Source organism: Vibrio sp. nBUS_14 (genome assembly GCF_051201655.1).
Classification (GTDB): domain Bacteria; phylum Pseudomonadota; class Gammaproteobacteria; order Enterobacterales; family Vibrionaceae; genus Vibrio.
The window spans coordinates 1,697,076-1,709,676 of record NZ_CP179206.1; the positions used below are offsets into that span (position 1 = coordinate 1,697,076).

Below are 12,601 nucleotides of genomic sequence, written 5' to 3' on the forward strand. Positions count from 1 at the left end.
CCTCGAGCATGCATGAGGGTATCTGCCTATATCAATAAAGGATTCATGCAATATGAATTTTTTATTAGTGCACTCATTCACAGTATTGATTTTTTTGTCATTAGGTTGGGTTGTAAGGCTTATAATTTCGGTTTTTCCAGTGGTTCAACGTTAATTTAACTATTAAATACGATTTGAAATGGGAATGATTATCATTAAGATTATGGGCCTTATTTTGCTAGCTAAATTAAGGGCGCTATTTTGTGTAAGTTAACCTCTGGGTCATTTCTTTTATCACCCACCATACTGACGTTTTTTTCTGCTTATGCTTTTGCGGCCGATATTCAAGAAAAATCACAGATCGAAACTGTGACGGTATATGGTCAAAAGATTGAGCGTACAACTCAAGAAACGAAAGAAAGTGTGGCGATACTCGACGCCGAAGTTATGGACGAAGTGGGTATCAAAGATCTTAACGATGTATATAACTATACAGCGAATGTTTACTCGGTTGATAATGGCGACCAGTTTGGTATTCGTGGTGTTACACAGAACTCAAAATCTACAGGCGGCGGTACGAGCGATATTGCAACCCTGTTTATTGATGATGTTGCTTACTCGGGTTTTGCTTCTAAATTTGGCCCTAAAAACCTCTGGGATGTGGAGCAGGTAGAAGTCTTCCGTGGCCCACAATCAACCAACTTTGGTCGCAACTCACTTCTAGGTGCGGTATCAGTACAAACTAAGCGCCCAGACACAGCTGGTTTCGAAAGTGCAGTACAAGCTGATATTGGCAACGATGGTCGCCAAACATACAACGGTATGGTGAACATCCCATTGTCAGATACTGTTGCTGTACGCTTGACGGGCACTTACTCTGAAGCTGACGGCTACGTAGATAACGACGTGCTAAATGATGACCGCTATGACTCTTCTCGTGATCACAATGTTCGCGGTCAGGTTTTATTCACGCCAAATGATCGTTTGTCGGTTAACTTGATGATTCAAAGTGGTCAGGTGACAGAAGGCCGCGACTACTATGAAGTTGCTCCTGGCGATAATATTGAAGATCGCACAAGCCATTCAAAAGTGAATGAGTTTACGCGTTACGAGATTCTGACAACGTCCTTAACTGCAGGCTATGCGATCAACGATACTTGGTCGGTGAAGTCGATTACGTCTTATTTGGAGGGCGAGCGAACTTCTTTGACATATGACCACGCTGAGTTGGATATCAAAGACATCATCGGTTCGCCATTCCCAATGGTTATCCCGGTAGATATCAACGGTGATTTTGACTCTAAAGATGAAAGCTTTAGCCAAGAAGTCCGCTTTAACTACACTGATGCCAAGTTGAAAACCAGCTTAGGTGGTTACTTCACGAAAGTCGACCTTGTGAACAACAACCTTTATACCTACACAGGTGAAGTTTTTGGTTCGCCAGTTGAAATTCCGCTGGACAGCAAGTTCAATGGTAAAACAACAGGCTACGCGCTATTTGCTGAAGCGGATTACGAGTTTGCACCAGCTTGGGTAGTGTCTGCAGGCTTGCGTTACGATAACGAGAAGCAAGGCAACGTAGCTGGTGGTAATAGCTATGATGCAGATTACGATGCCTTCTTGCCAAGCTTGGGTGTCACGAACTACGTAACAGACAATGTAAATGTGAGTGCATTCTATAGCCGTGGTTACCGCGTGGGCGGCTCAGAGCTACTGTCTACAGGCGTGAACCAATTTGCTCCAGAATACCTAGACATGTACGAACTGGCGTTACGTTCTGAGTGGCTAGACACCAGCTTGATTGTGAATGCGAACGTCTACTACGGCGATTGGACTGATCAACAGCTTCGTTCTGATCAAGCTCTGCCAACGGGTGACATTCCAACGACTAACGCAGGTTCTTCAAAGCTTTACGGTGCTGAGTTTGAAGTTCAGTATTACCCAACAGCAGACCTATCGCTTTACTACAACCTAGGCTTGTCTAAAGCTGAGTTCGATGATTACAAAGCAACGGACAATACAGGTAATGCACAAGACTACTCAGGTAATGAACTTGCGTTTAGCCCAAGTTTTACAACGTCACTTGGTGGTCGTTACTACGTGATGGATAACTTGTACTTAGGTGGTAATGTGAACTACCAAGGTGAGCAATACGCAGACCAAGCGAACACTGAGAAACTGGATTCAAGAACCTTGGTTAACCTAAATGCAGGTTACGAAGTAAGTGACTTCTTGATCGAAGCCTACGTTGATAACCTAACCGATGAATTCTACGTTACTAGCCAATTTACTGGCGCTTCAGGTAACCCGATGGTTCAAGCTGGTAACCCACGAGAATTTGGTATTCGTGGCACATACCGTTACTAAGCGAATCGTATTAAACTAACTCAACTCGGCGAATTTCCTCGCCGAGATTTTTATATGGAAGTACGCAGCGATAGCGATACTTGAGCGTTATGGAATTTATTAAAAGCCTGATCAGACCGATCTATTTCTGGGTCTTTCGAATGCGAGGTTATCCAGGCGTAGACCTTCAAGAATTCAAGATTTTAGCGATCAAAAATGAATACAATGATGTCTATACTTATGATATCGAAAAACCAGCCGATTTGCATTTTTATGCTGGCTATTATGCCCATGTTGTGGCCCCCAGTGGTCATATCAACAATCACGACGTTCGTGATATGTCATTCGCGAACGCACCAAGTGAAAGCTCCATTAAAATCACAATGGACTTAGCATCTAACACGCGTTTTAAGCATAAGTTTCGTGATGCAAAAGCGGGTGACCGTGTGGGTTTTTATGCCATCAAAGGTGACTTCACGAACGATGATATACCACGAGAAACCATGTGTGTACATTGCAGGTGGTGTGGGTATCACGGCTATTCGTAGTTTGATTGTCAACCGTATTCAAGCGCCTTGGCAGTTGATTTATGCGGGCAAAGGATATGCTTACGATGAGTTATGGAATGAACACCAAGATCATGTAGTTAAAGTGAAGCGAGATTCGTTGTTTCCTGCCATTGAGCGTTCGATTGGTATTGATAAGCAATATTTTGTGTGCGGCACAGAGTCTTTCGTTACCGTCGTGAAAGCGTATCTGCTAAACAATGGTATCGAAGCATCGCGAATAAAAGTTGAAGGCTTTGGGGGCAATTGAGCAAATGAGTCAATTTGAACGAAAAAGTCTATTTCGACTGACGCTTCCACTGTTTCTATTCACCTTTATTTCCATTGGTGTCACATTCGTAGACACCATTTTGCTATCTGGCTACTCAGACAACCTTGCTGCTGCGGTGAGTCTTGCAAACCAAATTTTAGGTGTCGCTTATGATGTTTCTGGTTTACTTTCGGTTGGCGGATTGATCCTGATCTCTCAGCATTTAGGAAGGGATGAAGTCGATAAAGCAAAGAACATTGCAGTGATTGCCGTGCAGGGCAGTTTAGTATTGGGCGGTGCTATTACACTGGTACTGATTTTAGGTGCGGGCTTTTTTGCTGACTGGGTTAACACACCAGATGAAATCCGAAATGATGTGATTGCGTATGTTTATATCATTGCTGGAGCGATGGTCTTCAACGGAGTGATCACCTCGGTGACGGCTGCGCTTCGTGGTTTTGGGCGTACAGTTGAAATCCTTATCATGGGCTTGGTTGCCAATGCGGTTTATATCTTCTTTGAGTACGTGTTGATTTATGGTTACTGGGGATTCCCAGAAATGGGAGTATACGGCGCGGCATTGTCGACCTTGATTGTGCGCATCGCTTCGATAGGTTTCTTGCTTTACGTTTTGCATGCCAAATTGCAAATTTCGGTATTCAAGCAGCCGACGGACTTTATTGAGCGAGTTAAAGGCATCACCAAAATCTCTTACCCAAGCGTAGGCGAGGGCATGAGCTACAACGTGTATCAACTGACGATGGTCTCGCTAATTGCCGTTCTTGGAACCACGGCTGTTTTGACTCGTTCGTACACCCTGACGATCACTTCTTTGTTGAGCGTGATCAGCTTTGTTATCTCTCAAGGTAATGAAATCTTGGTGGGTTACGATAAAGGCTCGCAAGATAATGAGTCTGCTTACAATCGTGCTAATCGAACCTCGGTAATTACGTGTGTGATTAACATGTTCTGTGCTTATCTCATCTATCTGAACGGTGAGACCTTGGTTGGGTTGTTCACTCAAGATCAAGAAGTTGTTAACGGCGTGGTGAGCTTGCTGCTTTTGAGTATTTTCCTGACACCTTTCAACACCATTAACCTGATTTTGTTTAACTCCTTGAAAGCGACAGGGGATGTAAATCGTCCGGTACTCTGGAACTTAGCGATTACTTTCGCAATTGCATTGCCATTGGGTTACGTCATGGTTCGTCACTTCGATATGGGTGTAGAAGGTTTGTGGTATGTTTACATGGTTGAAGAGGCGATTAAAGCTATGATGATGTTTACGTTGTGGCAAAGTAAGAAGTGGCGCAACTTGCGAGTTTTAGAGAATAAAAATACATCACTTTAATCCTCTGATATTAATTGTTCCTCATCAGGTGTTTATTGGGCTTGTTGCAAAATTTCGGGAACCGTCAGACTTTAATGACGGTTCACCGCTAATCAAAGTTGTATGACCGGGTCTTAATAGAAATGGCACATTTCACCTCCAAATTTTCCATATGGCTTGTCCTTTAGTTTGGCTCTACTGCCATGTGCTACGCAAATCTGAGTGATATACTTTCAACGCGAGGTATTTCTGTTAATCTCACCACGATTTATCGCTGGTTTTTTCACTTCGGCCATCCTGCATAGGAAGTTGCACTGCTATCAAGCATCCTTTCATGCCAAAATATTTAATAAGTAGCTAGCTTGAATTTTAGTTACGTTGTTACTGGGTGGTGCTGAGGGAACAGGCGAGAATCTCTGTTCTCATCGAACTCTTCAATATCTTTTAAGTTTACGCATCAAATGAGGTGCTCAGATAGGCACCTGAATAACATTTTTAGTCTTGCTAATTTGCTGTTTTTTGTGGTGGTCTGATTTACCGATGAAGATGGCTGTTTGTTTAACCCAGTAAGTGAGCACAAATAATATCAATAAACTCTTCTTGAGACTCAAGCATAGGGGTATGAGATACACCTTTAAGCGCCACTAGCTTCAGTGAGCGAAATGTCTCTTTTAAAGGCAACCACGTATCCAAAGGCGCAATGCTAAAATCAAGCTCACCAATGGCAACAGTAACATCCAATTGGTTAGCATTAGGCAGCGTAGCGAGATTTATCTTGCTAAAGGCATCACCCCAGAGTGAATCAAGTAGTGCTCTATTAGTTGTAACTTGCTCCCAAAGGGGAAGCTCATCAAAGCTAGGATCTGCCCAACGCATAGGCCCTAATCTGCGACACAAGTGCGCGAACTTTCTGTGAGGTTCTTTGTTTATGTCCTGTTCAAGTTTTCCAAGGCTCTGATCCAAAAGCTCCTTGCGCTCATTTGAGGCATTGTTATCCCAGTATATAAATTGCTTAGTTTTCATTGCCTCTGATAGATTTGGCGGAGCGCCCACAACCATTACTTTTTTAATCTGGATATCGGTCAAACTGGCAAAATGAAGTGCCATGTATGCATGACCTGAATGGCCCAGAATACTCGTTTTACGAATGCTGAAATAATCGCAGATAGCTTCAATATCCTTGGAAATGATGTCCAGAGTAATAGTGTCGTTCTGATTGTCGTTTACGGTTTGAGCGAAGCCTCGATGGTCTAGGTACAGGCAGGTGAAGTGGTCGTGAAGCGTTGTTGGGATCACTCTTTTATAGTAATCAACACTGCCAACAATCAATAAGTTAGGTCCTTTGCCATATTGTTCTATTTTGAGTTGGTATCCATCGCGCTCTAAAACTTTCTCGCGTTGGTTTGTGGTGTTGAGTAATGTATCCAAGATAGAGATAAGCTGTCGGCGAGTACAATTAAAAATATTTATTCATTATAAGCACGATTAACCGTTAGTAATTTTAATTCTGTGTTTTCCGGTTTTTAAAGTGTTTTGGTGTGTTATATATCAATAGTCAAGTTCATTCCGCTTCCATACACCATTTTTATCCATGCATTCAACTTTTATTAAAATTAGAGCTTTTGATCAAATTATATAAATTGTGCTTGCATAAGTTTGTCAAAATAATTTGACTCAACTCGAAGTTCCTAGTGAGGTGAATATAAATTAATAAGCAATCTCATTGGTATTGTCTTAGGTTGAATTTGTAACACTGTTGCTTCACGTATTGAGCGTACAACGCTAGCTGTCTGCATTTTCGTGTTTGTCGTAGGTAACAACCAACAAACCTAAAATATCAAGGAAAAAGCTATGTTAAAGAAAGTATTAAGTTGTTGTATTTCAGCCACATTTTGTATTTATTCTGCATCAAGTCTGGCTCAAAGTTCTGTTATAAATTCGACTGAAAACTCACAACAACCTATTGCTCCACTGGTGTTGGCTTCATCAGATAATGCGATCACTGATCGCTATATTGTTGTATTGAAACAACCGCAGATGCTAATGAATGACGCGGCTGGGTTGCAGCAGTTCACTCAACAGACGGTAGGCCTGATGGCCAATTCGTTTTCAATTAAAACAGACGATGTTTTTGATAGTTCCATTATTGGCTTTGTGGCGAATTTAGATGCGCTTCAGTTAAAGCAGCTTAGACGCGACTCTCGTGTTGAATACATCGAACAAGACCAAATACTCAGTATTGATCCTGTTGTTTCAAATGAGGTGGTTCAAAGTAATGCGATTTGGGGGCTAGACCGAATAGACCAGAGAAATCTTCCTTTGGACCGAAACTATAATGCTAATTTTGATGGCTCTGGCGTAACAGCCTACGTGATTGATACGGGTGTTAATAACAATCATGAAGAATTCGGTGGACGATCGGTTTCAGGCTATGATTTTGTTGATAATGATGCCGATTCTAGTGACTGTAATGGTCATGGTACCCATGTTGCAGGCACGATTGGCGGCGGCCTGTACGGTGTGGCTAAAAACGTCAATATTGTTGGGGTAAGAGTGCTTAGCTGTTCAGGTTCAGGAACCACATCTGGCGTGATATCTGGTGTGGATTGGGTAGCGCAAAATGCATCAGGGCCTTCGGTCGCCAACATGAGTTTAGGTGGAGGTCAATCCACTGCATTAGATAGCGCGGTGCAAGGCGCGATTCAATCTGGGGTGAGCTTCATGCTGGCGGCTGGGAACTCAAATGCCGATGCGTGTAATACATCGCCAGCTCGTGTACCAAGTGGCGTGACGGTGGGTTCAACGACCAGCTCTGATTCGCGTTCAAGTTTCTCGAACTGGGGCAGTTGTGTTGACCTATTCGCACCTGGGTCTCAAATTAAGTCTGCTTGGTATGATGGCGGCTATAAAACGATTAGCGGAACCTCTATGGCGACACCACATGTTGCCGGCGTTGCAGCCTTGTACTTACAAGAAAACAATGGCTTAACACCGCTTCAGCTTGCAGGGTTACTGAACTCAAGAGCCTCGGAGAATAAGGTTTCTGATACAAGAGGCACCACCAATAAACTATTATATAGCACGGCAGACAGCGGTTGTGAACCTGATTGTGGTGGTCCAACTCCTGGGCCTGATCCAGATGGAAAGCTAGTCTCTGGCGTGCCGGTTAACGGATTAAGTGGCAGCCGAGGACAAAAGGACTACTTCTACATGGACTTAGAACAGGGCCAACAGCTGACAGTGGTGACCATTGGTGGAACAGGCGATGCGGATCTGTATCTACGTTTCGGGGATAAACCAACGCTTAGTACATGGGACTGCCGACCTTACCGATCTGGCAACAGCGAGACTTGTACGGTGAATGTCACCCAAAACGGCAGATACCACGTGATGTTGAATGCATACTCGGCTTACAGTGGTTTGACGATCCAAGCAAACTTTTAAGTTTAGGTTTGAACGACGGTTTCAAAAAGCTACTCACAAGTTTAGTCAGTTCAGAAGCCGGATAGTCAAAGCCCACCTCGTTGTGGGTTTTGTTTTTTGGTTTGTAGCAGGCAACAAAAGGATATGGCGCTGCGTTCTTAGGCTGATAAGCAAGAATTGTCGGTACTTAGACGAACTTTCGACTACATCTCAGAAAAGCTTAAAGTTTGTATGCTAGGTTTAGTAGTGATACACAACTGGAGATATCGATGATCTAGCTCTCGGTGAAAATCCTACAGATTGGACTGGTCTAGGGATACAGGAAGTATCAAAAAACGAAAAGAGCGCTAGTTTAGGGGGCTCCTTTTACGTTTTCCAAGTAAAGTCATCTTATGTTGAATAGGATTGAAAGAAAAACCACCTTTGTCCGGTTTAATAGTCAGTATCTAAATTGACTCTGAAATGTTACATCATCAATAAGCGAATTTATGTTGAAAATAGACCCCATTACCCCTCATATCGGTGCTCGTATCCATGGAGTCGATCTCGCTATATGTAGTGCGGCTGAACTCGATGAGGTTTATCAGGCGCTTCTAACCCATCAAGTGATTTTTCTGAATGATCAAACCCTTGCGCCAGAGCAGCACTTGATGATTGCAGAACGATTTGGGCAGCTCGAACCAGCGCATCCGTTTTTTCCTCGCGTCGAGCATGTACCTCAGGTGAGCGTGATAGAAACAACGCGTGGAAATGCTCCGATGGAAAGCTATTGGCATACGGATCTAACCTGGCGCAAATTGCCATCGAAAGCGTCGTTGTTGCATGCTCAGCATCTGCCTAATGTGGGAGGGGATACGATTTGGTGCTCGATGACTGCTGTGTTTGATTCATTAGATGAAGACATGAAAGCAAAGCTGAGAGGCTTATCTGCGACTCATTCGTTGGTGGCGTTTGAGGGCATAGAGTCGGATCAGATTGAGCTTGATTGGCATAAGTCGTTAATCAAAACGGCTCAAGACAATCCCCCAGTGATTCACCCGGTTGTTCAAATTCATCCTGAAACAGGTAAAGAAACGCTTTATATCAATGAACAGTTTACGCGTTATATCAATGAGCTTGACCGACAAGAGAGCGATACTTTACTCAGTCAGCTGTTTGAAATAGCGCGCCGCCCTGAGTTTCAAGTTCGGTTTAAATGGGGTAAAGGCTCAATGGCGATCTGGGATAACAGGGTAACGCAGCATTACGCGGTGATAGATTACGGTGACACGCCAAGGAGAATGCACAGAGTCACGGTGACCTAGCTTACGTAAGTTTAGGGTAAATTCAGACCAAGTCGAATACGACTAAATATTTTGACTCATCGATAAATGTGATTTATTTTTAGCGCTAATGTTCAACTCAATATAAATAAGGAGGATTTTTATGAAAGTGTGTAAGTTTAACTTTGCGCATATTTTTTGGTACGACCAAAACTCAAGTTTTAACACTATCGTGCTGCGATAACCAAAACTTGAGCGAAGCATTTAAAACTAAACTTCTATAGAGTTTCTTCACTCTAGTTTACTTGGTTGTTGTCAGCGAATGACGACAGCGCTTTCATGCGCTTGAAACTTGAGTAAACAAATGACTACATTAATATCTACATCATCTATTTCTTACGATCTAACATCATGCCGCTTATTTGATGGGCTTTCTTTCACCATTAAAAAGGGTGACCGTATTGGCCTAATTGGCAGCAATGGGTGTGGGAAAAGCACCTTACTCCGTCTATTAAACAAAGACTTACCTGACTCTATCGGCAGTGTGTCTTTCTCCTCTTATGCCGAAGTAGCGCTTATTGAGCAACATCTCCCCAAACGCCTTTTGAGCATGTCGATGCTTGATGCTGTTATCGATAATCTCCCATCTGAGATCCAACTCTCTGAGCAATGGCGCGCTCAAATCATCTTGTCTAACTTAGGCTTTGACGAAAGCTATTGGGATCAGTCGATTGATACCTTAAGTGGCGGTCAATTCGCGCGAGTCTTGGTGGCAAGAGCCTTAATTGTCGAACCTGATGTTCTACTGCTAGACGAACCGAGCAACCACTTAGATTTGCCAACCTTGCTTTGGTTAGAGCAATTTATTATGGATTGGAGAGGCACCTTTGTCATGGTGTCGCATGACCAAAGGCTACTCGACCATGTGACCAATTGTACTTGGGTGTTACGTGACAAAAAGCTGCAATATTTCAGCCAAACCTGCACTGAAGCAAGAAAGGCGTTAGAAGAGAAAGATCGCGCTGACGCTGAAAGACAAGAGGTGGAACAAAAAGAGATCAACCGCATTGAAAAGAGCGCGCAGCGATTAGCTATTTGGGGTAGGGATTTCGATAACGAAGGCCTAGCACGCAAAGCCAAAAGTATGGAGAAACGTGCTGCTGGTTTGCGAACGACTATGACCCGTTTGGATACGATTGAACCATGGACGTTAAGCCTATCAGGTGAGTCGATGAAGGCCAATCGCTTACTTGAATTAGCATCGGTATCAATAGCAGCCGCGCAAGACCAAGCGCCACTGTTTGAAATTCTGTTCCAGCAAGTCAAAAGTGGCGACCGTGTCGCTATCTTAGGCAAGAATGGCGCGGGTAAGTCTTCATTGTTGAAAGTGTTATGGGAAAGCTATCAAGTCTCTCAACTTGAAGATAATGGCTACTTCCACCCTCAAGCTGAAGTCGGTTATTACGACCAAAGCTTGAACCAAGTGTGCGATGAGCACTCATTAATAGACTCGCTGTCTCCGTTTTATCCTGTGTCGCAGGAAGCAAGAAAAATGGCTCTGATCAGCGCTGGTTTTTCTTATGAAAGACACGATCAAAAGATCGCAGAATTAAGTGGTGGCGAGCGTTCTCGTTTATTGTTTGTCGCGCTATCTTTGGCTAAGTATCACTTCCTGCTACTTGATGAACCAACGAATCACCTTGATATCGAAGGTAAGGAAGAGCTAGCGCATTGCTTAACTCATTTTGAAGGAGGCCTGTTGTTGGTCAGTCATGATCGAGAACTCATCGAGAGTTCATGCAATCGATTTTGGTATATCAATGATGGTCAGCTGGTGGAAATGACTTATTTAGATGCGGTTTATGAGGCCATGTCTGTCGGTAATCAGGTCGTTAGCTTAGAGGTGAGTGAGGCCACACCAAGCTCGGTGTTGTTATCCAAATCTGAGTCTAGAGAAAACCATCACTCAGAGACGGCTCAAAACGATGAAGAGTTGTCTTTGGAAAGGCTGTTGGAGTTGGAAGCGTTACTGACACAAGACCAGTGTCGAAAAGTAAAACATCAAAAGCCAGATCTTCAACAGAAATGGCAGCAAGAAATAGTAAGTATCAATATGAAATTGGATCTTAGTTAGCTTTTGATTCTATTAGTTAAGTACATTGGCTAGCAGTACCGTTCGACTGTGACTGCCAAGTATGAAAAGTAAGGCTCTTTAGCTCTGTATCGACTAAAGAGCCTATTTTCAATTTCTCATCGTGAGATATTTCCTTTTTACATCAACATAGCCTCCATTCGTTTCTATAAAAACATATACTTATCCATAGTGTTAAAAGCACATTACCTAGCGAATATCGCAATCTCAGTCAGGCGAATGCGATTTTCTGTGGGTATCATTTCTACGAATTCTTAGCTGGGTACAAGAAAAATGAATGTAGTGAAACACCATGAACGAAGAATACGGAAGGTATGTGACTTCATCGATGGCCATTTAGATGAAGCGTTGAGTTTGGAAGAGTTGAGCTCTGTTGGCGCGAGCTCTAAATACCATTTTCACCGTGTTTTTAAATCATTCATGGGTATTAGCACCATTCAATATGTACTGTTGATGCGCTTAAAACGAGCTTCTTTTCGATTGGCTTTTGAGCCTGAACATAGTGTTACGGATGTTGCTTTTGAAGCCCATTTTGAAAGTCTCGAGGCGTTTTCTCGTGCATTTTCTAGAAACTTTGGGCAAACGCCTTCCCAGTTTAGAAAAAAACCCAATTGGCCATCTTGGCATTCAAAGTATGAGTTTAACCCACCGAAAATTGGAGATAGGTTAATGGACGTAAAAGTCGTAGAGTTTTGTGAAACACAAGTCGCTTTAATTGAACATAAGGGAAGCCCTAAGCTTGTCTACAACACGGCAGCCAAGTTTATTGATTGGAGAAAATCGACAGGGCTCTCTCCCGTAAAAACGAGCCACACTTATGGGGTACCTTATTCAGACCCAGCCGACACCGTGGAAGACGAATTTCGTTTTGACATTTGCGGAGTTCACCAAGGCAATGTGCCGGAAAATACTTTTGGCGTGAAGTCTGGTGTTATTCCTGGCGGTAGATGCGCTGTTGCTATTCATGAAGGAAGCCATGACCTAATCAGTGACACGGTTTATTACTTGTATCGAAATTGGTTACCTGAAAGCGGAGAGGAGCTAAGGGGTTTTCCATGCTTTTTCCACTATGTGAACCTTGTTCATGAAGTGGACGAGTGCGATTTGATAACTCATATCTATCTACCGATACGTTAGGCTCGTTACTGAACTAGCATTGCATATCGATTGAGAGGCCTCGTTTTCACGAGGCCTTGTTTTTATAAGCAAAAAACAAGCCCAAAATTTAAGTTTAAAAGCCAAAACCTTGATATATATTTGATTCAAACCTCACTGCTCGGAGGTGATGTGTAA

Annotated in this window: 9 protein-coding genes and 1 pseudogene; 9 read left to right on the forward strand and 1 reads right to left on the reverse strand. The window is 43.1% G+C overall.

Annotated features, from left to right (window positions below; all coding sequences use genetic code 11):
* Positions 1-240 precede the first annotated feature (240 nt).
* From ACMAZD_RS07960 to ACMAZD_RS07980, 5 genes and pseudogenes are all read left to right on the forward strand, one after another.
* On the forward strand, positions 241-2,346 hold the full coding sequence (locus tag ACMAZD_RS07960) for a TonB-dependent receptor (protein ID WP_435249201.1): 2,106 nt from the start codon (positions 241-243) through the stop codon (positions 2,344-2,346).
* Positions 2,347-2,486: 140 nt separating this feature from the next.
* The gene (locus ACMAZD_RS07965; RefSeq protein WP_435249202.1) at positions 2,487-2,873 is read left to right on the forward strand and encodes a hypothetical protein; all 387 of its coding nucleotides are present in this window, start codon (positions 2,487-2,489) and stop codon (positions 2,871-2,873) included.
* Positions 2,833-3,141: a hypothetical protein gene (locus tag ACMAZD_RS07970; protein WP_435249203.1), complete on the forward strand. Its 309-nt coding sequence runs from the start codon at positions 2,833-2,835 to the stop codon at positions 3,139-3,141. Before ACMAZD_RS07965 ends, ACMAZD_RS07970 begins: the two co-directional genes overlap by 41 nt.
* 4 nt (positions 3,142-3,145) lie before the next feature.
* Positions 3,146-4,492, forward strand: coding sequence for an MATE family efflux transporter (locus ACMAZD_RS07975; RefSeq protein WP_435249204.1), 1,347 nt, complete (start codon positions 3,146-3,148; stop codon positions 4,490-4,492).
* Between the two features lie 167 nt (positions 4,493-4,659).
* Positions 4,660-4,761 (forward strand): annotated as a pseudogene (locus tag ACMAZD_RS07980) (IS6 family transposase); the annotation flags it as partial.
* 268 nt (positions 4,762-5,029) lie between these two features.
* Here ACMAZD_RS07980 and ACMAZD_RS07985 read toward each other — a convergent pair.
* A complete protein-coding gene (locus ACMAZD_RS07985) occupies positions 5,030-5,899 on the reverse strand; it encodes an alpha/beta fold hydrolase (protein WP_435249205.1) in 870 nt (289 codons plus the stop codon).
* Positions 5,900-6,322: 423 nt separating this feature from the next.
* On the opposite strand from ACMAZD_RS07985, the gene ACMAZD_RS07990 reads away from it, so the two are divergent.
* The 4 genes from ACMAZD_RS07990 to ACMAZD_RS08005 all read left to right on the forward strand — a co-directional run bounded on the left by ACMAZD_RS07990 (position 6,323) and on the right by ACMAZD_RS08005 (position 12,445).
* Positions 6,323-7,915, forward strand: a complete 1,593-nt coding sequence (locus ACMAZD_RS07990; RefSeq protein WP_435249206.1) for a S8 family peptidase — start codon at positions 6,323-6,325, stop codon at positions 7,913-7,915.
* Positions 7,916-8,382: 467 nt separating this feature from the next.
* Positions 8,383-9,198, forward strand: coding sequence for a TauD/TfdA dioxygenase family protein (locus ACMAZD_RS07995; protein ID WP_435249207.1), 816 nt, complete (start codon positions 8,383-8,385; stop codon positions 9,196-9,198).
* Between the two features lie 322 nt (positions 9,199-9,520).
* The gene (locus tag ACMAZD_RS08000; protein WP_435249208.1) at positions 9,521-11,290 is read left to right on the forward strand and encodes an ABC-F family ATP-binding cassette domain-containing protein; all 1,770 of its coding nucleotides are present in this window, start codon (positions 9,521-9,523) and stop codon (positions 11,288-11,290) included.
* A 291-nt stretch (positions 11,291-11,581) separates the two neighbouring features.
* Positions 11,582-12,445: an AraC family transcriptional regulator gene (locus ACMAZD_RS08005; RefSeq protein ID WP_435249209.1), complete on the forward strand. Its 864-nt coding sequence runs from the start codon at positions 11,582-11,584 to the stop codon at positions 12,443-12,445.
* Positions 12,446-12,601: the final 156 nt, after the last annotated feature.

Bases quoted from the DNA above. Each gene is read 5' to 3' on its own strand.
- ACMAZD_RS07965 (WP_435249202.1), top strand. From the start codon at position 2,487: ATGCGAGGTTATCCAGGCGTAGACCTTCAAGAATTCAAGATTTTAGCG.
- ACMAZD_RS07975 (WP_435249204.1), top strand. From the start codon at position 3,146: ATGAGTCAATTTGAACGAAAAAGTCTATTTCGACTGACGCTTCCACTG.
- ACMAZD_RS07990 (WP_435249206.1), top strand. From the start codon at position 6,323: ATGTTAAAGAAAGTATTAAGTTGTTGTATTTCAGCCACATTTTGTATT.
- ACMAZD_RS07995 (WP_435249207.1), top strand. From the start codon at position 8,383: ATGTTGAAAATAGACCCCATTACCCCTCATATCGGTGCTCGTATCCAT.
- ACMAZD_RS08000 (WP_435249208.1), top strand. From the start codon at position 9,521: ATGACTACATTAATATCTACATCATCTATTTCTTACGATCTAACATCA.
- ACMAZD_RS08005 (WP_435249209.1), top strand. From the start codon at position 11,582: ATGAATGTAGTGAAACACCATGAACGAAGAATACGGAAGGTATGTGAC.